A 19,838-nucleotide genomic window follows, 5' to 3' on the forward strand; every position below is an offset into this window, starting at 1 on the left:
CCGGCCTCTTCGCGAGCAGGCTCGCTCCCACCTTGAAACGCATTCCCCTGTGGCAGCGAGCCTGCTCGCGAAGGCGTCTGACTTCACAACTCCTGCGCCCGATAAGCCCCCGGTGTCAGCCCCGTCCATTTCTTGAATGCCCGGTGAAACGCCGAAGGCTCAGAGAACCCGAGCTGCTCGGCAATCTGTTGCAACGACAGCTCCGCGCGGCCCAGATGATAGATGGCGATATCCCGCCGCAGCTGATCCTTGAGCTCCTGAAAACTCGTGCCTTCCTCACGCAAATGCCGCCGCAAGGTTTGCGGGCTGATATGCAGATGCGCGGCGACGGCTTCCAGATCCGGCCAATGTGCCGCGTCGCGGCTGAGCAAGCGGCGCAGGCGACTGCTCAGGCTGTCGCCGTCGTCCGGGCGTGAGAGCAGGTCGGCGGGGGAGCGTTCGAGGAAATGTTTGAGCGTGCGTTCGTCCTGCAACAGCGGCATGGCCAGGTAGCGACTGTGAAACAGCAGGCTGCTCTGCTCGGCATCAAAGGTCAGCGGGCAGGGGAACAGCAAGTCGTATTCGCCGCCGTGCTCGGGGCGCGGATAGCTGAAAGTCGCCTGCTCGAGGCGAATGCGCTGGCCGATCAGCCAACTGCCGAGGCGATGCCAGATCACCAACAAACTCTCGCTGAGAAAATGATCCGGGTCCCACCACTGCGCATCGTCGAGGCTCAAACGCACCCATTCGTCTTCGCGGCGCAGGGCCAGGCGCGGGGCGTCGGGGAACAGGCTGTAAAACAACAAGCCACGTTGCAGAGCCTTCTCCAGGTTGCGGCAGTGAATCGAGGCGTGGCACATCATGGCGAAGCTGCCGGGCTTGCTCGGGGCGTTACCGAAACCCAGGTATTCGTCGTCCAGCGCCAGCCACAACCCTTGAATCAGCCGGGTGAACTGCTCAGGGGCAATCCGCGCGCGGGGCTCGTCGAGCAACTCCGGGCTGATCCCCATTTGCTGTAACAGGCCTGAATAATCCAGGCCGCGCCGGCGTGCGCCGCCAAGAGCGGCACGGGCGAAATGGCTGGCGATGGTGCGTTCGCGCATAAGCGGCAATCCTTGTTCAGGCACCGATCGTAATGGCGGGCCGGCAACGTCACAAGGCGGATTTCCGCCAAATTGCAGGACGCTGGACGCTCAGTTGGCGGAAATCCGCCATGCCTCAAGTCACTGATTGGTGACAGGAAAATCCCGCAGGCCCTGATATCAAAAGGCTTGCTGCCATTCGCACCAATCTGGCACGACGTTTGCGATACAAGCGACAGAAGCGTGCACTTCTTCCGCCCGGGAGGATGCCGTTCCAACAACAAATCCCTCCAGTGCAGGAGGGTTCGCAATTAAGGTTCGGCGCTCGACAGATGGATGTTGCCGCTGGACGCTTGAGGAAACCTGCAATGACGACTCGTCAGCCACTGTACAAATCCCTGTATTTCCAGGTGATCGTTGCCATCGCCATCGGCATCCTGCTCGGTCACTTCTATCCGCAGACCGGTGTGGCCCTCAAGCCACTGGGTGACGGCTTCATCAAGCTGATCAAAATGGTCATCGCCCCGATCATCTTCTGTACTGTTGTCAGCGGCATCGCCGGCATGCAGAACATGAAATCGGTAGGCAAGACCGGCGGCTACGCGCTGCTGTATTTCGAAATCGTTTCCACCATTGCCCTGCTGATCGGTCTGGTCGTGGTCAACGTTGTGCAACCGGGCGCCGGCATGCACATCGACGTCACCACCCTCGACGCCTCGAAAATCGCCACCTACGTGACGGCCAGTAAAGACCAGAGCATTGTCGGCTTCCTCCTCAACGTGATCCCGAACACCATCGTCGGCGCGTTCGCCACCGGTGACATCCTGCAAGTGCTGATGTTCTCGGTGATCTTCGGCTACGCCCTGCATCGCCTGGGTTCGTACGGTCGCCCGCTGCTGGACATGATCGATCGCTTCGCCCACGTGATGTTCAACATCATCAACATGATCATGAAACTGGCGCCGCTGGGTGCGTTCGGTGCCATGGCGTTCACCATCGGTGCCTACGGTGTCGGCTCGCTGGTGCAACTGGGCCAGTTGATGATCTGCTTCTACATCACCTGCGTTCTGTTCGTCGTGCTGGTGCTGGGTGCGATCTGCCGGGCTCACGGTTTCAGCGTGTTCAAGCTGGTGCGTTACATCCGTGAAGAACTGTTGATCGTACTGGGTACGTCCTCGTCGGAATCGGCACTGCCACGCATGCTGATCAAGATGGAGCGTCTGGGCGCGAAGAAATCGGTAGTTGGTCTGGTGATCCCGACCGGTTACTCGTTCAACCTCGACGGTACTTCGATCTACCTGACCATGGCCGCCGTGTTCATCGCCCAGGCGACCGATACGCACATGGACATCACCCACCAGATCACTCTGCTGCTGGTACTGCTGCTGTCCTCCAAAGGCGCGGCGGGTGTGACCGGTTCGGGCTTCATCGTGCTGGCCGCGACACTGTCGGCGGTAGGTCACCTGCCGGTGGCCGGTCTGGCGCTGATCCTCGGTATCGACCGCTTCATGTCTGAAGCCCGCGCACTGACCAACCTGGTCGGTAACGCTGTTGCGACCATCGTCGTGGCCAAGTGGGTCAAGGAGCTGGACACCGATCAACTGCAAGCCGAGCTGGCTTCCGGCGGTCGCGGCATCTCCGACGAGCGTGAAGAAGACGACCTGGGTGTGGCTGAAGGCCCAACCCCGAGCAATGTGAAGTAAGCATCGCTTGTAGAGAAAACCCGCTTCGGCGGGTTTTTTCTTGCCCGGGATTTGAGCGCAACGGTCACACCTGCTGACATTTGCGGTGATTGCCGCATCGACAATGGCTGCCTAGGCTGAGTGCATCGCCCAAGGAGTTTGCCCATGTCCGCACCGCTGGCCTCACTGAAGATTCTCGATTTCTCGACCTTGCTGCCGGGGCCGTTCGCCTCGTTGCTGCTGGCAGACATGGGCGCCGAGGTGCTGCGCATCGAATCGCCAACCCGCATGGATCTGCTGCGGGTGTTGCCACCGCATGATGGCGGGGTATCAGCCAGCCACGCTTATCTGAACCGCAACAAGCGCAGTCTGGCGCTGGATCTGAAACAGCCCGAAGCGCTGCAGATCATCAAGCAACTGCTGGGCGAATACGACATCGTCCTCGAGCAGTTTCGCCCCGGGGTGATGGAGCGTCTGGGCCTGGGTTATGAGGCATTGAAGGCGATCAACCCAAAGCTGATTTATGTGTCGATCAGCGGTTACGGCCAGACCGGGCCGTACAAGGAGCGCGCCGGGCATGACATCAACTATCTGGCCCTGGCGGGACTCGCCAGCTACACCGGACGCGCCGACAGCGGGCCGTTGCCGCTGGGCATGCAGGTGGCGGACGTGGCGGGCGGCTCACTACACGGCGTGATCGGCCTGCTGGCAGCGGTGATTGCCCGTCAGCAAACCGGGCAGGGCACCCATCTGGATGTGAGCATGACCGATTGCGCGTTCAGCCTGAACGCCATGGCCGGCGCGGGATATCTGGGCTGTGGCGCGGAACCGGGTTGGGAAGACCAGATGCTCAATGGCGGCAGCTTCTACGATTATTACCGCACCCGGGATGGGCGCTGGATGTCGGTGGGCAGTCTGGAACCGGCGTTCATGCGGCAACTGTGCACGGCGCTGGGCCGGCCGGAACTGGCGGCGCAAGGATTGTCGCCCAGGCCTGAGCAGCGACAGGCACTGAAGGAGGCGTTGCGGATCGAATTCGAGCGACATGATTTTGCTGAGTTGTGTGAGTTGTTTGCCGGCGTCGATGCGTGTGTGGAGCCGGTATTGAGTCTAGGTGAGGCGGTGCGCCATCCGCAGCTACAGGCGCGGGAGTTGATGACACAAGTGCCGCGCGGCGATGGCACGACGCAGGCGCAGATGGCTTGTCCGTTGAAATTTTCTGAGGCGTTGCCGGAGCCAAGGCATGTTGGCGCGGGGTTGGGGCAGCATACGGACGAGGTGTTGGGGGAGTTAGGGTTGAGTGCTGAGCGGATCGCCGAGTTGCGTTCGGCCAGGGTGATTCTGTAGCGCTCATGCCGCCGCCTTCGCGAGCAGGCTCGCTCCCACATTGAAATGCATTCCCCTGTGGGAGCGAGCCTGCTCGCGAAGGGGCCCGCCGATACTCTACAAAACTGTCATTCCACCCGCATTTCACCACTGAACACCAGCGTACTGCGGCAGCGCCGGCACAGATACCGCCGCCCTTGCCGCACCAGGCCATGACGCTGGGCGGTAAACGGGAAATCACTGTCGGGACACGGGCATTTGTAGATATAGCGGGTCACGCTGCGCCGCTTGATTTCATAGGTGTGGCAGCGGTCCGGCGGCAATTCGTAGACGCCGCGCATGATCAGTTGCCACTCCTCGCCATGGGGCTGGATGCGGTCGCCGAACAGTTGATGCGCGATCAGGTGCGCAACTTCGTGGGCCACGGTCTGCTTGAGGAAGTGCTCGGTGTTTTCCCGGTACAGCTGTGGGTTGAAGCGCAGCAGGTTCTCGTGCAGATGCGCGACACCGGCTTTCTGCCCGCGCAGCTTGAGACTGACCACGGGGCGTTTGAAGGAGCGTTTGAAAAAGGATTCAGCGAGTTGGTAACAATCTTCGACGCGGGTATTGAGTTGCTCGGGCATGCTTGATGGATCTCCAGAGACGCCGAGTATGCCGCAACCCCGGCGACTTGCGAATCGCCGACCTGCCGAATGGTCGTCGCCCAACGAGAAGGCCGCCTTGCGGCGGCCTGTATTGGCAGATGTTGTTTTTCTCAGGGAGGAAACAGGTCAGTTGGTATAGACCGGGCCGACACCCAGGCCCCAGACAATCACGGTGAATGCCATGATCGCCACCAGCACCACCAGGCCGACGGCAAGCACTGAGCTGGAAAACAGGAAACCTTCATCTGAAGGAATGTTCATGAACGTCGGCAGGCCGACATACAACAGATACACCGTGTAGCAGATGGCCGCCGTGCCGACGATCATCCCCAGCCACATGTGCGGGTACAAAGCGGCCAGTCCACCCACGAATAACGGTGTTGCGGTGTAAGTGGCAAACGCCACGCAACGGGCCAGGCTCGGGTTGGCGTCGTAGGTGCGCGCCATCCAGTGCACGAAGGCGCCCATCACCGCGACCCCGCCGAGCATGGCCAGGTACGACATGATGGTCATCCACAAGGCGCTTTCGAACGTGAGCATCACCGGCGCGCGATTGCCGATCACCCAGCCCACCTGGGTCGTGCCGATGAACGCCGAGACCGCAGGGATCGCCGCCAGGATCAGCGTGTGCGTCAAGTACATGTGGCTGATGCTTTCCTCTTGGTCGCCACGGATCTCTTTCCATTCCTGATCGGGGTGGGTAAACAGTCCCACTACGTGATGGATCATGCCATTCACTCCTCTTGTCATTGCCATCGCCCCCCAACGGAGCGCCTACGGGCCAAGGTGGCCGAGCAAATACAGGTCTAAAGACGTGTGCGACCTTATGTCGCAGTATAGGAAGGACTCCAGCGCACCGGTATGCCGGGCTTAGAGCAAATCGCGCTGTAAACATTGCAGGTAATCGCCTCGGGGTCTTGCGGGGAAGGCATTTTTGAGGTCGAAACACTTTTGTGGCGAGGGGATTCATCCCCGTTCGGCTGCGCAGCAGTCGCCACGCCATTCACCGAGCAGTGTCAGGCGATACGAGTTCCCGGGTTTCAGGGCTGCTTCGCAACCCAGCGGGGATAAATCCCCTCGCCACAGATGCTTCGCGCTACTGGGGTTTTTGCGTAAAATGCCGGCCTTTCGTCACACCTCACGGATTTCGCGTCATGGGCACTCTTACGGTCAACCAGAACAAACTGCAAAAGCGCCTGCGCCGCCTGGCCGGCGAAGCGGTCGCCGATTTCAACATGATCGAAGACGGCGACAAGGTCATGGTCTGCCTGTCCGGGGGCAAGGACAGCTACACCATGCTCGACGTGCTGATGCACCTGCAGAAGGTTGCACCGATCAAGTTCGACATCGTTGCGGTGAACATGGACCAGAAACAGCCGGGCTTTCCCGAGCACGTGCTGCCGGCCTACCTGAAAGAACTGGGCATTGAGTATCACATCGTCGAGAAGGACACTTACTCGGTAGTCAAGGAACTGGTGCCGGAAGGCAAGACCACCTGCTCGCTGTGCTCGCGCCTGCGTCGCGGCACGCTGTACACCTTCGCTGACGAAATCGGCGCGACGAAAATGGCCCTCGGTCACCACCGCGACGACATCGTCGAAACGTTCTTCCTCAACATGTTCTTCAACGGCACCCTGAAAGCGATGCCGCCGAAACTGCGCGCCGACGATGGCCGCAACGTGGTGATTCGTCCGCTGGCGTACTGCAACGAGAAGGACATTCAGGCCTACTCGGACTTCAAGCAATTCCCGATCATCCCGTGCAACCTCTGCGGCTCGCAGGAAAACCTGCAGCGCCAGGTGGTCAAGGAAATGCTCCAGGACTGGGACCGCAAGACCCCGGGCCGTACCGAATCGATTTTCCGCAGCCTGCAGAACGTGGTGCCGTCGCAACTGGCCGACCGCAACCTGTTCGACTTCACCAGCCTGAAGATCGACGAAACCGCGGCTTCGCGTTTCGTCAATGTCGTCAATCTGTAAACACATCCTGTAGAAGCAGGCCCTGTGGTTGAGGGGACAGCTTCTGCATGTGTTATTCATTTCCAAACCTCAGGAGAGGGCATGCGCGATTACAAGTGGCTGCACGAATACTGTCTGAACCGTTTTGGTTCGGCGGCTGAACTGGAAGCCCATCTGCCCGTTCCCAAGACCCCCGCTCAACTGCGCAAGATCCGCGACGACCGCTACCTCTCGACCATGGCCCTGCGGGTTTTTCGCGCCGGGCTCAAGCACAGCCTGGTCGACGCCAAGTGGCCGGCGTTCGAAGAAGTGTTCTTCAAGTTCGATCCGGAAAAAGTCGTGCTGATGAGCGCCGAGCACCTTGAGCGCCTGATGCAGGACGCGCGGATCATTCGCCACCTCGGCAAGCTGAAAAGCGTGCCGCGCAATGCGCAGTTCATTCTTGATGTGGAAAAGGACAAGGGCAGCTTTGGCGCGCTGATCGCCGACTGGCCGGTGACCGATATCGTCGGCCTGTGGACATACCTGAAGAAACACGGCCACCAACTCGGCGGGCTGTCGGCGCCACGCTTTTTGCGCATGGTCGGCAAGGACACGTTCGTGCCCAGCTACGACGTGGTCGCGGCGCTGAATGCGCAGAAGATCGTCGACAAAGTGCCGACCAGCCAGCGTGATCTGGCAACGGTGCAGAACGCCTTCAACCAGTGGCACGAACAGAGCGGCGGCCGGCCGATGAGCCAGATTTCGATGATGCTCGCCTATACCGTCAACCATTGAGTCAATCCGATCGTTCCCATGCTCCGCGTGGGAATGCCGCCATGGACGCTCCGCGTCCACTGTGACGCAGAGCGTCACGGGATGCATTCCCACGCGGAGCGTGGGAACGATCATGTGGGAGCGAGCCTGCTCGCGAAAGCGCTTGGTCAGGCGACGCTGATCTCGCCTTCGCCCGCCAATTTGCGATTCAACTGATAGCGCCAGCGTACATACAGCAGCGCCGAGCAGAACAACGCCAGGCTCGCGGCCATTTCCAGCAGGCCGAACAGCTGCCGGTTGGGATCGTACGCCGCCAGTGCGCCTTTGATGAAATACAGGTTCACCACAAAACACATCCACGAATGACCACGGGCGCTGCCCATGATCATCGCCGGGGCGAGGACCAGCCACGGGATCAGCTCGACCAGCAGAATCACCCACGGTCGCGCGCCATGCAGGTCGGCGAACAGCAGGTAATAAGCCGCCAGCAAACCGGCGAGGGCGAAAAAGCTCAGCAGGCTGAGCACGCGCATCGCCTTGACCCGTGGCTCAAGCCACGCCACCGAGGGCAGGACTTTGGGCTTCTTCGCCATCAGCTCACCAGTTTCTGCGCGGTTTTCGCCAGACGCAGACCGAGCGCTCGACACAGCGCCACTTCGTGTTGATCCAGGCCACTCTTGCCATCGGCACCGGCGTGATGGCTGGCGCCGTAAGGCGTGCCGCCACCTTCGGTTTCGAGCAGGGCCGATTCGCTGTAGGGCAGGCCGGTGATCAACATGCCGTGATGCAACAGCGGCAGCATCATCGACAACAGCGTGGTTTCCTGACCGCCGTGCAGGCTGGCGGTGGAGGTGAACACACCGGCCGGTTTGCCGACCAGCGCGCCAGTCAGCCAGAGGTTGCTGGTGCCGTCGAGGAAGTACTTGAGCGGCGCGGCCATGTTGCCGAAACGCGTCGGACTGCCCAAGGCGAGGCCGGCGCAGTTTTTCAGATCATCGAGGCTGGCGTAGAGCGCGCCCTCATCGGGAATCTCCGCGGCCACCGCTTCGCATTCGGTGGAAATCGCCGGCACTGTGCGCAAACGCGCTTCCATTCCGGCCTGCTCGATGCCACGGGCGATCTGCCGGGCCATCTCGTTGGTCGAACCGTTGCGGCTGTAATAGAGAACCAGAATGTACGGCGTGCTCATGGCAACAACTCCAGCACGTTTTCCGGCGGGCGACCGATGACGGCCTTGTCACCGACTTCGAGAATCGGCCGCTCCATGAGTTTCGGGTGCGCAGCGATGGCGTCGATCAGGTGCTGTTCGCTGAGGCTGGCGTCCGCCAGGTTCAGGGTCTTGTATTCATCTTCACCGCTGCGCAACAACTGCCGCGCACTGATCCCGAGTTTGCCGAGCAAGGCCTTGATCTGCGCGGCGCTGAGCGGCGTTTCCAGGTAGCGCACGACAGTCGGAGTCAAGCCGCGGGCTTCGAGCAGTTCCAGCGCGCCGCGGGATTTCGAACAGCGCGGATTGTGATAAAGCGTCAGATCGGTCATGGCGGGTCGCTTCTGGCGTAAAGTGGCGGCTATTCTAACTGTGCGGCGCGCAATCCAGAACCGTCAGAGGCGATGGGTCGCAGGCGCTTTCGAATTTTCACAAGGAACACGACATGACACGGCGATTGGCAGCGGCATTGACGATTCTCGGGGCGTTGATTCTGGGGGGCTGCGGCAATGATTACGGCATCGACCAGAACGGCCAGAAGGTTGCGTCCGAACGTCTGGACAAACAATGGGTGGTGCTCAATTACTGGGCCGAGTGGTGTGGCCCGTGCCGCACGGAAATTCCTGAGCTGAATCATTTGGCTGATGAACTCAAGAGCAAGAATGTCGGGGTGTTCGGGGTCAACTTCGACAACGTGCAGGGCGCGGAATTGAAAGAGGCGAGTGAAAAACTCGGCATCAAGTTCACCGTGCTGGCGCAGGATCCGGCCGAGCTGTTCGACCTGCCGCGCAGTGAAGCGCTGCCGGTGACGTTCATCATCGATGACAAGGGCAAGGTGCGTGAACAATTGCTGGGCGAGCAGACGGCGGCAGGGGTCATGGCGAAGCTGGAGGCGTTGCGGAACAAGTAACCTGTGGCGGATTCATCCCCGTTGGGTCGCGAAGCTTCCCCATGCGCAGTTCCAGGCGAACTGCAAACTCAGGGCTGCTACGCAGCCCAACGGGGATGAATCCCCTCGCCACAGGTCCCCTGCGGGCACAGAAGGGGCTCAGCCCTCTTCCAGCCACCAGCGCAATGGCTTGCCTTCAGCCGGCCAGAAGCGCACCTGCTCGATCGGCGAAATGTCCCAGCGCTCGATTTTTTCCAGCGCCTGCAAGAACCGTTGTTCCTGCTCCATCAGCGCCGGGGCGCAGAGTTTGCGGGTCTTGCCGATCTTGCCAAAGGTCAGCTTGTCGCCGTCCTGCGTATAAGGCGCGAACCAATGGTTGCAGCCACCGTTGCCATAAGCGCGGCCGTCATCGCCGAGGGTCACAGTCAGATGGCTGTAATCCATCAGTGGCCGCTCGCCGATCCATTCCAGGATGTAGCTGCGGTTGTGCTGCAGTTGCACCGGCTCTGCGGCACAACCAACCAGGCCGACACCGATCAGTGCGGTCAGGGCAAGCCGTTTCATCACGCAGGCTCCTGGCATTTCGGGCACAGGTGCTTGTCGCCCACGGCTTTCCAGCCGAGCTCGGCGATGCGCGCGGTGGCGGCGGGTTTCTCGGCGGTCTTGCCCAGCTTGGCATCCACGGCAAATTCAAAGCTCAGCTCTTTCGCGCAGCTGTCGCAGTTGACCTGCCAGGTGTGAATCGCCAGTTCGCCAAACACCGGGCCAGTGGTCATTGCGGTCCATTGGCCTGGCGGGTTGATCAGGTGGCGGACGGTGTCGACGGTCAGGCGCATGGACAAATCCTTGCTGCCTTTGAGCGTGACCAGCAGGGCATCGCCAATACGGATCGAGCCACCGTTGCCGGTCACCTGATAGCGGCCCGGAACGAGGGCGCGGCATTCGGTGAGGGTGTGTTGCGGGTTCATCAGGGTGTAGCGGAAATCGTGTTCGACCATGGGTCCTCCAAATATGCGCGACATGCTAGCACGGGCTCGATTGCAGAATGATGCGCGCGTGCGACCTTCGATCCGGTTCAAATGAGAGCACAGTCATGGCAAACTGCCGGCCCCCGAATCTGAAGGAACGGAACATGGCGCTGATCGAATGTTATGAATGCAAGCGGAGCATCAGTTCCGAAGCGCTGGTGTGCATTCACTGCGGCGCGCCGATGGCCGAACACGCCGCCATGCAGGCGCAATCCACTGCGGCAGCGGCGCAGACCTCGACGATTTCCTTCGGCAGCTTGCCTCGCAACAAGGCTGTGCCCGAGGCGGTTGCGCCACCAGTGGCCGAGCCGCTGCCCAAAGTGATGCCGGCGGCAGCAGGGCGTCGCCGTCGTCAGCAGGCTGCGGAACAGGCACGCCAGGCACCACAACCGCTCAACGCCGATGGCAGCCGTCCGGTGGAAGGCTGGCTGAAAATCATGGTGTTTCTGTTACCAGCGTTTTTTGTCTGGTTCCTGCTGCGCAGCGGCCACTCCAGCAAGCAGCGTCTGCTCGGTTTCGGCTGGCTGGGCTTGCTGATCCTGGCGTCTTCGTTGCCCAAGTAGACGATTCAACCCTCGACCAGGTTCTGCGGCGCCCCCGCCGCCCAGGTCGCGATGTTGTGCAGGGTGGTTGCGGCGATCGCGCCCAGCGCCTCGCGCGTCAGGAACGCCTGATGCGCGGTGATGATCACGTTGGGAAACGTCAGCAGCCGCGCCAGCACATCGTCCTGCAACGGCAGGTCGGAGCGGTCCTCGAAAAACAGCTGGGCTTCTTCCTCATAAACATCCAGCCCCAGATACCCGAGTTGGCCGTCCTTCAGCGCGTCGATCAGTGCCGGCGTGTCCACCAGACCACCGCGCCCGGTATTGATCAGCATCGCCCCCGGTTGCATGCGCGCCAATGACTGGCGATTGATCAGGTGTTTGCTTTGCTCGTTGAGCGGGCAATGCAGGCTGATGATCCGCGACTCTGCGAGCAACTCCGGCAGGCTCAGGTAACGTGCGCCCAACGCCAGCACGTCGGGATTGGGATACGGATCGTAAGCCAGCAAATCACAGCCGAAGCCATGCATGATTTTTGCGAACGTTGCGCCGATCTGCCCGGTGCCGACGATGCCGACGGTCTTGCCAACCAGATCGAAACCGGTCAGGCCATGCAGGCTGAAATCGCCTTCGCGGGTGCGGTTGTAGGCACGGTGCAAGCGACGATTGAGGGCGAGGATCAGCGCCACCGCATGTTCGGCCACGGCGTGCGGGGAGTAGGCCGGCACGCGCACCACGGCCAGGCCGAGGCGTTTCGCCGCCGGCAGGTCGACATGGTTGTAACCCGCCGAACGCAAGGCAATCAGCCGCGTGCCACCAGCAGCAAGGCGTTCCAGCACCGGGGCGCTGAGGTCGTCATTGATGAACGCGCAGACCACTTCGTGCTGTTCGGCCAACGCCGCCGTATCGAGGCTCAGTCGCGCCGCTTGAAAGTGCAGTTCAAGCCCGGCCGGGCAGTCGGCGGCGAGGAAGCTGTCGCGGTCGTAGGTCTGGCTGCTGAAAATGATCGTGCGCATGAATCCTCCTGGAACATCGACGCGGGCCGCAATGGCCCGCGACAACTGTAGCGCTTTGCGCGCGCCGTGCCTTGCCGTGGATCAGACGCTGATGCGCGCCTGCGCCGCAAGTCGATTGATCGAACGCTCCAGTTCATCCAGTGCGGCGGCGGCTTTCGGATCGTCCTGCTTGAGCAGGGTTTCGCTGCGCTGGCAGGCGGCGCGCAGTTGTGGCACGCCGCAATAACGGGTTGCGCCGTGCAACCTGTGCACGCGTTCGAGCAGAGCATTCTGGTCGTGACTGTCACGCGCGGCGCGAATCGCTTCGCGGTCGGCTTCCAGCGACGCCAGCAGCATGGCCAGCATGTCCGCCGCCAGATCGGCCTTGCCCGCCGCCAGGCGCAAGCCTTCCTCGTGATCAAGCACTGGCAGTTCCTGCTGACTCGCCGCGCTGTCGCCGCTGCGCTCCGGCGCCTGATTGCGCAGGGCCAGTCCGGTCCACTTCAACACCACTTGTGCCAGTTGCCGCTCGCTGATCGGTTTGGTCAGGTAGTCGTCCATGCCGCTTTGCAGCAGCGCGCGTTTTTCGTTGGCCATGGCGTGGGCAGTGAGCGCAACAATCGGCAGCGGCGTGCAATGCCGCTCGCTTTCCCACTGGCGAATGGTTTCGGTGGTCTGGCGACCGTCCATGCCCGGCATCTGCACGTCCATCAACACCAGATCGAAAGATTCGCTCTGCACCGCTTTGACTGCCGCGTAACCGCTTTCCACTGCGAGTACGCGGGCGCCCATGTCTTCGAGCAGGGTTTGCACCAGCAACAGATTGGCCGGGTTGTCGTCGACACACAGCACGCGCGGCGCACGGCTCGACAGCGGTTCGCCCGGTTCGTTGCGGGTCTGGCGCGGATTGACCAGATCGGCCAAGGCCCGGCGCAATTTGCGCGTACACGCCGGTTTGGCCTGAAGCTGGCTGTGCGGGTTGGGCACCGACAAATGGAACAGCGTCTGCTCGGTGGTCGGGCACAGCACCAGCACTTTGCAGCCGAGGTGTTCGAGGTCCCAGATGTGCTGGTTCAAGCGTTCCGGGAGCATGTCGTTGCTGGTGATGCCGATCACCGCCAGATCAATCGCCTGATCGGTCTGATGCGCGCCGGTAACGCCATTGCTCAGGCTTTCCAGGGTGTTGAACGGAGTGACGTCGAGGCCGCAGTCTTCCAGTTGATGCTGCAAGGCCTGACGCGCCAGTTCGTGATTTTCCAGCACCGCCACGCGGCGCCCGAGCAGTGGCGCCGCGGGCAGGTCCTCGGCATCGTCGCGAGTCTTCGGCAGACTGAGGCTGATCCAGAATTCCGAACCTTCGCCCGGCGTACTGTCGACGCCGATCTCGCCGCCCATCTGTTCTATCAGTCGTTTGGATATCACCAGCCCCAGACCGGTGCCGCCGGGCTGACGTGACAGTGAATTGTCGGCCTGACTGAAGGCCTGGAACAGCGCGCGAACATCCTGACTCGACAGGCCGATGCCCGTGTCCTGAATGCTGATGCGCAACTGCACGCTGTCTTCATGTTCTTCTTCGAGCATCGCCCGGGCGACGATAGTGCCTTCGCGGGTGAACTTGATCGCGTTGCTGACCAGATTGGTGAGGATCTGCTTCAGGCGCAGCGGATCGCCGACCAGCGACAGCGGCGTATCGCGATAGACCAGACTGACCAGTTCGAGCTGCTTGGCGTGCGCCGCCGGGGCGAGAATGGTCAGGGTGTCTTGCAACAGATCACGCAGGTTGAACGGAATGTGATCGAGCACCAGTTTGCCGGCCTCGATTTTCGAGAAGTCGAGAATCTCGTTGATGATTCCCAACAGGCTGTCGGCGGACTTTTCGATGGTGCCCAGATAGTCGAGCTGGCGCGGGGTCAATTCGCTTTTCTGCAACAGGTGGGTGAAGCCGAGAATGCCATTAAGCGGCGTGCGGATCTCGTGGCTCATGTTGGCGAGGAATTCGGATTTGATCCGGCTGGCTTCCAGCGCCTCTTTGCGCGCCAGGTCCAGTTCGATGTTCTGGATCTCGATGGTTTCCAGATTCTGCCGCACGTCTTCGGTGGCCTGATCGACGCTGTGTTGCAATTCTTCGCGAGCGTTCTGCAGGGTGCCGGCCATGCGGTTGATGCCCGAGGCCAGTTCGTCCAGTTCCTGGCTGCCGAGGGGCGGCAAGCGGGTTTCCAGATGACCGTCCTTGAGCTGGGCGACCGCTTGTTTGATCTGGCTCAGCGGACGATTGATGGTGCGGCCCATGCGCAACGCGAGTAGGGCGGCACCGGCCAGTCCGGCGGCGATCAGCAGCAGGCTGGCGAACAGGCTGCGATAGCCGCGCAGCAACATGCCGTTGTGCGACAGCTCCAGCTCGACCCAGCCGAGCAGCCGTTCGGATTCTTCGGGAATGATTTCACCGGCGAGGTTGCGGTGCTTGCCGAACACTGGCATCAGGTAGCGCGTCGCGTCATTGCCGCTGCGTCGTTGCAGCAGCGCGCTGTCGCCGCTCGGTGCCTCATTGAGCATGGTCGGGCCGGCGTGGGCCAGAGGCGAGCGGTCCGCCGCGAGGAAGGTCACGGCGCGCACGTCGGGTTGTTCAAGGGACTGGGTGGCGATGCGTTCAAGCAGGTCGGCGTCACCGTGGCCCATCGCCGGTGCGACCAGCGGGGCCAGTTGCTCGGCGATCATTTCGCCGCGCTGCATCAATTGGCTCTGCAGGTCGGTCTGCTGCGTCCAGGTGAAATAGCCACCCAGCACCAGCGCCATCAGGCTGGTCGGCAACAAGGTCAGCAACAGCACGCGACCTTTGATTCCCAGTTTCTTGAGCACGCCTATCTCCCGCATCCCGCTGATCTGTTGACACATGCGTGCATCCGGCACGCGACATGGGCGCAGTGTAGCGATTTGCAGGCGGGCAATCTTGCGGAAAATGCAGGCGCCGCCCAGGCACTCGTTCGTCCGACAGGCCAAGCTTGTGTTGCCCGCTGTCGGACAATCTTGAATAATCCGCCAACTGAGAATTACTTGCAGATACTCATGACTCCTGTTTCCGTTGGCCAGCCACGCATCCTTTCCATTGAAGACGATCCGGTCCTCGGCGCGTATGTGCACGAGCATCTGGGCCGCAGCGGTTTTCAGGTGACCTGGTGCCAGAACGGCCAGGAAGGTCTGAACATCGCCCAGCGCCAGCCTTTCGACGTGGTGCTGATGGATATTCTGCTGCCGGGGCTCGATGGTCTGCAGTTGTTGACGCAATTGCGGCAGAGCCATTCGACGCCGGTGTTGCTGATGTCGGCGCTGGGTGCCGAGGCTGATCGCATCAGCGGTTTCCGCCTCGGCGCCGATGACTATCTGCCCAAGCCGTTCAGCATGGCCGAGCTGCATGTGCGCATCGAAGCGATCCTGCGCCGGGTTGCGCTGGATCGGCGCCCGCCCGCTGTCGCCCCTGCGGTCGTCAGCGGCACCCTGCGTTTCGACGATGATAACTGCGACGTGTTCTTCCGCCAGCAAGCCGCCGGGCTGACCCGCAGCGAATTCCGTCTGCTGGAAACCCTGCACCGCAACAACGAAGAAGTGCTGAGCAAAGCCTTCCTTTATCAGCACGTATTGCAACGCGGCTATGCCGCGCACGACCGCAGCCTCGATATGCACATCAGCCAGATCCGCCGCAAACTCAAAGCCATCGGTTACACCGAGCGCGAAGTGCGTACGGTGTGGGGCAAGGGCTACGTTTTGAGTGCCGCCGATGAAACTGTCTGAACTGCCGGGGCGGCATTCGCTGTTCTGGAAACTGGCGTGCCTGTTGGTGGCGTTCTGTCTGCTGATGATCTGGTTGAGCTGGTCGTGGGGTCGCTACATGGAGGAGCGCAACCAGTTCCTCTCCAGTGACGCGCGCAGCACCCTCAGCCGTTATGCCGCGCAAGCCGAACAGGCGTGGCAGCGCGGCGGGCGCAATGGCGTCGATGACTGGTTGCAGAGCATGGAATTGCGCGAGGCCAGTTGGGTCGGGGTGATCGGCGCTGATTTGCAGTCGCTGAGCAGCCAGCCCTTGAACGCGGCGGAGGTGCAGCACCTGACCTTTTTGCGCGGCCTCGACTGGCCGATCCACAAGAAGGGCCGACCCTGGCTGCGGGTACCGTTCCCCCAGGATCCGGCGGCGGGCATTCTGGTCATCGAATTGCCCGAGCGTTTTGTGCCAGGCAAATACCGGGTGTTCTGGCGAGTGATCACCAACGGCGTAATTCCCGGGTTGTTCACTCTGTTGCTCTGCGTCGGTCTGTATCGCCTGTTGGTGGTGCCGCTGAACAACCTGCGCGAACAGGCCAATGCCTGGCGTGCCGATCAATTGAATGTGCGCCTGTCGAGCGGTATCACCCAGCGCCCGGATGAACTCGGTGAGCTGGCGCGGGCCTTCGACTCTATGTCCGAGCGCCTGCAAACCACAGTCGCCTTGCAGCAGCAGTTATTGCGTGACTTGTCCCACGAACTGCGCACGCCGCTGAGCCGCCTGCGCGTGGCCAGCGAAAGCGAACAGAGCCTGGCGCCATTGCGCGAGCGCATCGGCCACGAAGTCGATGGCATGCAACGGCTGGTTGAAGACACCCTGCAACTGGCCTGGCTCGACACCGACCGCTCGCCGTTGCCGGATGAAGCGATCCAGATTCAGGCGCTGTGGGAAATGCTCACCGACAACGCCTGTTATGAAAGCGGCTGGCCGAGTCTGCAACTGCAATGCTCGGTCGAAGCATCGTGCTGGGTGCGCGGCAACCTCAATGCCCTGGCGCAAGCGCTGGAAAACATCCTGCGCAACGCCATTCGTCACTCGCCCGAGGGCGGGATTGTGCGGCTCGATGCACGGCGCGATGGCGAGTATTGGCATTTGTGGCTGGAGGATCAGGGCGGCGGCGTGGCTGACGAAGATCTGCAGCGGATCTTTTCGCCGTTCATTCGATTGGATGGATCGAGGCCGGGGGATGGCGGGTTTGGCCTGGGCTTGAGCATTGCCCGCAACGCTGTGCAGCGCCAGGGCGGGATGCTCTGGGCGGAAAATGCCGGGGCGGGGCTGCGACTGAATTTGCGCTTGCGGGCGGATGATGGTGTCGCCCATGCGGACGCCTTCGCGAGCAGGCTCGCTCCCACAATGGAGCTCGGTCCGCCGCAGGCTGTGTGATCTACCGTTAATAGTGTCATCACTGCTGACACTAAATCCTGTCGGAGCGAGCCTGCTCGCGAATTCCAAGCATCACCACGAGAACTGAGTGTTGCGCAAATAAAAGTCGCACCACTGGCGCGACTTTTATTTGCTTATTCCCATAAACCATAAGCACCGCACTTTGCGTGATATGGCCTGCGCGGGTTTGCCGGTATGATAGGCGCCCCCGCACGTCTGGATTGCGAATACGCCATGACCTTGCAGTACCCAACCATCGCCGATTGCGTCGGCAACACGCCGCTGGTGCGTTTGCAGCGCCTGCCCGGCGCCACCAGCAACACCCTTTTGCTCAAGCTCGAAGGGAACAACCCGGCGGGTTCGGTCAAGGACCGCCCGGCGTTGTCGATGATCACTCGCGCCGAGTTGCGCGGGCAGATCAATCCCGGCGATACGCTGATCGAGGCGACCTCCGGCAATACCGGTATCGCGCTGGCGATGGCCGCTGCGATCAAGGGTTACAAGATGATCCTGATCATGCCGGACAACTCCAGCGCCGAGCGCAAAGCGGCGATGACCGCGTATGGCGCCGAGCTGATCCTGGTGACTCAGGAAGAGGGCATGGAAGGCGCCCGCGATCTGGCCCAGCGTATGGAAGCCGAAGGCCGTGGCAAGGTGCTCGACCAGTTCGCCAATGGCGACAACCCCGAAGCGCACTACACCACCACCGGCCCGGAAATCTGGCGTCAGACCCAGGGCAGCATCACCCATTTCGTCAGTTCGATGGGCACCACCGGCACCATCATGGGCGTGTCGCGCTACCTCAAAGAGCAGAGCGACAGCGTGCAGATCGTCGGCCTGCAACCGATGGAAGGCTCGGCCATTCCCGGCATCCGCCGCTGGCCGCAGGAATACCTGCCGAAGATCTATCAGGCTGACCGCGTCGATCGCATCGTCGACATGGCGCAGAGCGAGGCCGAGGACGTCACCCGGCGCCTGGCCCGCGAAGAAGGCATCTTCTGCGGCGTGTCCTCCGGCGGTGCGGTGGCGGCGATGCTGCGCTTGTCCAAAGAAGTTGAAAACGCGGTGATCGTCGCGATCATCTGCGACCGTGGCGACCGTTACCTGTCGACCGGCATTTTCGACGCGCCCAACTGATGGCCAAACACGAAAGAGGCCTGCGCTTCCAGCCCACCGGCGGCAGCAAGGCGCCACAGATCCCGACCGGCAAAAAGCAGCGCTTGAGTATCGAGCGCCTGGCCAATGACGGTCGCGGTATCGCGTTTTTCGAAGGCAAAACCTGGTTCGTCCTCGGCGCCCTCGCCGGTGAAGAGGTCGAAGCGCGGGTGCTCGGCGCCCACGGCAAAGTGGTCGAAGCACGCACCGAGCGCGTCTTCACTGCCAGCGAATTGCGTCGCCCGGCAGCATGCCCACACTTCGGCCGCTGTGGCGGTTGCAGCGTTCAGCACTTGCCCCACGCTGAACAACTCGCCCTGAAGCAGCGCATGCTCGCCGAGCAATTGTCGCGGGTGGCCGGTGTCGAACCTGAAGAGTGGGCAGCGCCGCTGACCGGCCCGGAATTCGGTTACCGTCGGCGCGCGCGGATCGCCGTGCGCTGGGACATGAAAGCGAAGAAGCTCGAAGTGGGTTTTCGCGCTGCCGGCAGTCAGGACATCGTCGCGATCAGCGAATGCCCGGTGCTGGTACAACCCTTGCAACCGGTCATGACCCGTTTGCCGGAGATGCTGCGGCGCCTGAGCAAACCGCAGGCGCTGGGCCATGTCGAGTTGTTCAGTGGTTCGTCGCTGGCGGTATTGCTGCGGCACATGTCGCCGTTGTCCGAAGCGGATCTGACGATTCTCAAGGATTTCTGCCAGTTTCATGAGGCGCAATTGTGGCTGCATGGCGAAGGTGAACCGCAACCGGTCGAGGCCGGTCAGAGCCTCGGTTATCGCCTGGAAGAGTGGAATCTCGAGCTGGCTTATCGGCCAGGTGACTTCGTTCAGGTCAACGCCGGGGTCAACGAAGCGATGATCGCCCAGGCGCTGGACTGGCTGAAGCCAACGGCTGACGAACGTGTGCTTGACCTGTTTTGCGGGCTGGGCAACTTCGCGCTACCGCTGGCCAAAAGCGTCCGTGAAGTGGTGGCGGTGGAGGGCGTGCAGACCATGGTCGAGCGGGCCGCTGCCAACGCCGTCAGTAACAATTTGCATAACACAAAGTTTTTTCAAGCCGATTTATCCCAGCCTTTGACCGATGCCCAGTGGATCGGAAACGGCTTTTCTGCGGTACTCTTGGACCCACCGCGTGACGGTGCTTTCGAGGTGGTGCGCAAGCTCGCGACCCTGGGTGCCAGGCGGTTGGTATATGTGTCGTGCAACCCGGCCACGCTGGCGCGCGACACGCAGGAATTGATCAAGCAGGGCTACCGGTTAAAACGTGCCGGGATTCTCGATATGTTTCCTCAGACGGCACATGTCGAGGCCATGGCGTTATTTGAAGCGAGCCAGGACGGCTCGTCTGAATCCGCCTGATCTGTCCGCGCAGCGCTCGCCTGAGCCCCGCGAGCGCGAA

Annotated in this window: 20 protein-coding genes; 10 read left to right on the forward strand and 10 right to left on the reverse strand. The window is 61.6% G+C overall.

The window, feature by feature from the left end; genetic code table 11:
- Positions 1-83: 83 nt before the first annotated feature.
- Complete coding sequence (locus ACMYUN_RS22120) at positions 84-1,082, reverse strand: AraC family transcriptional regulator (RefSeq protein WP_415761772.1); 999 nt, start codon at positions 1,080-1,082, stop codon at positions 84-86.
- A gap of 347 nt (positions 1,083-1,429) precedes the next feature.
- Between ACMYUN_RS22120 and ACMYUN_RS22125 the strand changes: the two genes are divergently transcribed.
- Positions 1,430-2,764, forward strand: coding sequence for a dicarboxylate/amino acid:cation symporter (locus ACMYUN_RS22125; RefSeq protein WP_039757846.1), 1,335 nt, complete (start codon positions 1,430-1,432; stop codon positions 2,762-2,764).
- Positions 2,765-2,908: 144 nt separating this feature from the next.
- The gene (locus tag ACMYUN_RS22130; protein ID WP_415761773.1) at positions 2,909-4,090 is read left to right on the forward strand and encodes a CaiB/BaiF CoA transferase family protein; all 1,182 of its coding nucleotides are present in this window, start codon (positions 2,909-2,911) and stop codon (positions 4,088-4,090) included.
- A 107-nt stretch (positions 4,091-4,197) separates the two neighbouring features.
- Here the strand turns inward: ACMYUN_RS22130 and ACMYUN_RS22135 are convergent, their stop codons facing one another.
- Together ACMYUN_RS22135 and ACMYUN_RS22140 are read right to left on the reverse strand one after the other, a co-directional pair.
- Positions 4,198-4,692, reverse strand: coding sequence for a SprT family zinc-dependent metalloprotease (locus ACMYUN_RS22135; protein WP_024013976.1), 495 nt, complete (start codon positions 4,690-4,692; stop codon positions 4,198-4,200).
- A 147-nt stretch (positions 4,693-4,839) separates the two neighbouring features.
- Complete coding sequence (locus ACMYUN_RS22140) at positions 4,840-5,442, reverse strand: Yip1 family protein (protein ID WP_016773629.1); 603 nt, start codon at positions 5,440-5,442, stop codon at positions 4,840-4,842.
- 425 nt (positions 5,443-5,867) lie between these two features.
- On the opposite strand from ACMYUN_RS22140, the gene ttcA reads away from it, so the two are divergent.
- The gene (gene ttcA / locus ACMYUN_RS22145; RefSeq protein WP_039757843.1) at positions 5,868-6,692 is read left to right on the forward strand and encodes a tRNA 2-thiocytidine(32) synthetase TtcA; all 825 of its coding nucleotides are present in this window, start codon (positions 5,868-5,870) and stop codon (positions 6,690-6,692) included.
- 81 nt (positions 6,693-6,773) lie between these two features.
- Positions 6,774-7,448 (forward strand): DNA-3-methyladenine glycosylase I, encoded by a 675-nt coding sequence (locus ACMYUN_RS22150; protein WP_016773632.1) that lies wholly within the window; start codon positions 6,774-6,776, stop codon positions 7,446-7,448.
- 146 nt (positions 7,449-7,594) lie between these two features.
- Here the strand turns inward: ACMYUN_RS22150 and ACMYUN_RS22155 are convergent, their stop codons facing one another.
- Genes ACMYUN_RS22155 through arsC form a run of 3 tightly spaced genes read right to left on the reverse strand, consistent with a single transcriptional unit; the run spans position 7,595 to position 8,966 of the window.
- A complete protein-coding gene (locus ACMYUN_RS22155) occupies positions 7,595-8,020 on the reverse strand; it encodes a DUF2069 domain-containing protein (RefSeq protein ID WP_129997422.1) in 426 nt (141 codons plus the stop codon).
- Positions 8,020-8,616: an NAD(P)H:quinone oxidoreductase gene (gene wrbA / locus ACMYUN_RS22160; protein ID WP_039757841.1), complete on the reverse strand. Its 597-nt coding sequence runs from the start codon at positions 8,614-8,616 to the stop codon at positions 8,020-8,022. The genes ACMYUN_RS22155 and wrbA overlap by 1 nt, the downstream gene beginning before the upstream one ends.
- Positions 8,613-8,966: an arsenate reductase (glutaredoxin) gene (gene arsC / locus ACMYUN_RS22165; protein ID WP_415761774.1), complete on the reverse strand. Its 354-nt coding sequence runs from the start codon at positions 8,964-8,966 to the stop codon at positions 8,613-8,615. The genes wrbA and arsC overlap by 4 nt, the downstream gene beginning before the upstream one ends.
- A 113-nt stretch (positions 8,967-9,079) precedes the next feature.
- On the opposite strand from arsC, the gene ACMYUN_RS22170 reads away from it, so the two are divergent.
- Positions 9,080-9,544: a TlpA disulfide reductase family protein gene (locus tag ACMYUN_RS22170; RefSeq protein ID WP_415761775.1), complete on the forward strand. Its 465-nt coding sequence runs from the start codon at positions 9,080-9,082 to the stop codon at positions 9,542-9,544.
- A 138-nt stretch (positions 9,545-9,682) separates the two neighbouring features.
- Here ACMYUN_RS22170 and ACMYUN_RS22175 read toward each other — a convergent pair whose 3' ends face one another.
- Positions 9,683-10,087 (reverse strand): META domain-containing protein, encoded by a 405-nt coding sequence (locus tag ACMYUN_RS22175; protein ID WP_310405470.1) that lies wholly within the window; start codon positions 10,085-10,087, stop codon positions 9,683-9,685.
- Positions 10,087-10,521: a hypothetical protein gene (locus tag ACMYUN_RS22180; RefSeq protein WP_039757838.1), complete on the reverse strand. Its 435-nt coding sequence runs from the start codon at positions 10,519-10,521 to the stop codon at positions 10,087-10,089. Before ACMYUN_RS22180 ends, ACMYUN_RS22175 begins: the two co-directional genes overlap by 1 nt.
- A gap of 134 nt (positions 10,522-10,655) precedes the next feature.
- Between ACMYUN_RS22180 and ACMYUN_RS22185 the strand changes: the two genes are divergently transcribed.
- Positions 10,656-11,114 carry a hypothetical protein gene (locus ACMYUN_RS22185; protein ID WP_129997418.1) on the forward strand — a complete coding sequence of 153 codons (459 nt, stop codon included), beginning with the start codon at positions 10,656-10,658 and terminating at the stop codon, positions 11,112-11,114.
- A gap of 5 nt (positions 11,115-11,119) precedes the next feature.
- Here the strand turns inward: ACMYUN_RS22185 and ACMYUN_RS22190 are convergent, their stop codons facing one another.
- Together ACMYUN_RS22190 and ACMYUN_RS22195 are read right to left on the reverse strand one after the other, a co-directional pair.
- A complete protein-coding gene (locus tag ACMYUN_RS22190; RefSeq protein WP_415761776.1) occupies positions 11,120-12,109 on the reverse strand; it encodes a 2-hydroxyacid dehydrogenase in 990 nt (329 codons plus the stop codon).
- An 81-nt stretch (positions 12,110-12,190) separates the two neighbouring features.
- A complete protein-coding gene (locus ACMYUN_RS22195) occupies positions 12,191-14,944 on the reverse strand; it encodes a response regulator (RefSeq protein WP_415761777.1) in 2,754 nt (917 codons plus the stop codon).
- Positions 14,945-15,151: 207 nt separating this feature from the next.
- On the opposite strand from ACMYUN_RS22195, the gene ACMYUN_RS22200 reads away from it, so the two are divergent.
- The 4 genes from ACMYUN_RS22200 (at position 15,152) to rlmD (ending at position 19,798) form a co-directional block, all read left to right on the forward strand.
- Complete coding sequence (locus ACMYUN_RS22200) at positions 15,152-15,874, forward strand: response regulator transcription factor (RefSeq protein WP_129997415.1); 723 nt, start codon at positions 15,152-15,154, stop codon at positions 15,872-15,874.
- Positions 15,861-17,285 carry a histidine kinase sensor domain-containing protein gene (locus ACMYUN_RS22205; protein WP_415761778.1) on the forward strand — a complete coding sequence of 475 codons (1,425 nt, stop codon included), beginning with the start codon at positions 15,861-15,863 and terminating at the stop codon, positions 17,283-17,285. Before ACMYUN_RS22200 ends, ACMYUN_RS22205 begins: the two co-directional genes overlap by 14 nt.
- A 234-nt stretch (positions 17,286-17,519) precedes the next feature.
- On the forward strand, positions 17,520-18,422 hold the full coding sequence (gene cysM, locus ACMYUN_RS22210) for a cysteine synthase CysM (protein ID WP_039757833.1): 903 nt from the start codon (positions 17,520-17,522) through the stop codon (positions 18,420-18,422).
- Entirely contained in the window at positions 18,422-19,798 is a 1,377-nt protein-coding gene (gene rlmD, locus ACMYUN_RS22215) for a 23S rRNA (uracil(1939)-C(5))-methyltransferase RlmD (RefSeq protein WP_415761779.1), read from the forward strand. The genes cysM and rlmD overlap by 1 nt, the downstream gene beginning before the upstream one ends.
- The last annotated feature ends 40 nt before the right edge of the window (positions 19,799-19,838 follow it).

Origin of the sequence: Pseudomonas sp. CP4 (assembly GCF_047758505.1) — a bacterium.
Classification (GTDB): domain Bacteria; phylum Pseudomonadota; class Gammaproteobacteria; order Pseudomonadales; family Pseudomonadaceae; genus Aquipseudomonas; species Aquipseudomonas fluorescens_AO.

Coding starts and splice junctions, on each gene's coding strand:
- ACMYUN_RS22180 (WP_039757838.1), bottom strand. CDS start 10,521: ATGGTCGAACACGATTTCCGCTACACCCTGATGAACCCGCAACACACC.
- ACMYUN_RS22190 (WP_415761776.1), bottom strand. CDS start 12,109: ATGCGCACGATCATTTTCAGCAGCCAGACCTACGACCGCGACAGCTTC.
- ACMYUN_RS22125 (WP_039757846.1), top strand. CDS start 1,430: ATGACGACTCGTCAGCCACTGTACAAATCCCTGTATTTCCAGGTGATC.
- ACMYUN_RS22185 (WP_129997418.1), top strand. CDS start 10,656: ATGGCGCTGATCGAATGTTATGAATGCAAGCGGAGCATCAGTTCCGAA.
- ACMYUN_RS22135 (WP_024013976.1), bottom strand. CDS start 4,692: ATGCCCGAGCAACTCAATACCCGCGTCGAAGATTGTTACCAACTCGCT.
- wrbA (WP_039757841.1), bottom strand. CDS start 8,616: ATGAGCACGCCGTACATTCTGGTTCTCTATTACAGCCGCAACGGTTCG.
- ttcA (WP_039757843.1), top strand. CDS start 5,868: ATGGGCACTCTTACGGTCAACCAGAACAAACTGCAAAAGCGCCTGCGC.
- ACMYUN_RS22140 (WP_016773629.1), bottom strand. CDS start 5,442: ATGATCCATCACGTAGTGGGACTGTTTACCCACCCCGATCAGGAATGG.
- ACMYUN_RS22150 (WP_016773632.1), top strand. CDS start 6,774: ATGCGCGATTACAAGTGGCTGCACGAATACTGTCTGAACCGTTTTGGT.
- arsC (WP_415761774.1), bottom strand. CDS start 8,966: ATGACCGATCTGACGCTTTATCACAATCCGCGCTGTTCGAAATCCCGC.
- ACMYUN_RS22170 (WP_415761775.1), top strand. CDS start 9,080: ATGACACGGCGATTGGCAGCGGCATTGACGATTCTCGGGGCGTTGATT.
- cysM (WP_039757833.1), top strand. CDS start 17,520: ATGACCTTGCAGTACCCAACCATCGCCGATTGCGTCGGCAACACGCCG.
- ACMYUN_RS22175 (WP_310405470.1), bottom strand. CDS start 10,087: ATGAAACGGCTTGCCCTGACCGCACTGATCGGTGTCGGCCTGGTTGGT.
- ACMYUN_RS22155 (WP_129997422.1), bottom strand. CDS start 8,020: ATGGCGAAGAAGCCCAAAGTCCTGCCCTCGGTGGCGTGGCTTGAGCCA.
- ACMYUN_RS22205 (WP_415761778.1), top strand. CDS start 15,861: ATGAAACTGTCTGAACTGCCGGGGCGGCATTCGCTGTTCTGGAAACTG.
- ACMYUN_RS22120 (WP_415761772.1), bottom strand. CDS start 1,082: ATGCGCGAACGCACCATCGCCAGCCATTTCGCCCGTGCCGCTCTTGGC.
- ACMYUN_RS22200 (WP_129997415.1), top strand. CDS start 15,152: ATGACTCCTGTTTCCGTTGGCCAGCCACGCATCCTTTCCATTGAAGAC.
- rlmD (WP_415761779.1), top strand. CDS start 18,422: ATGGCCAAACACGAAAGAGGCCTGCGCTTCCAGCCCACCGGCGGCAGC.
- ACMYUN_RS22130 (WP_415761773.1), top strand. CDS start 2,909: ATGTCCGCACCGCTGGCCTCACTGAAGATTCTCGATTTCTCGACCTTG.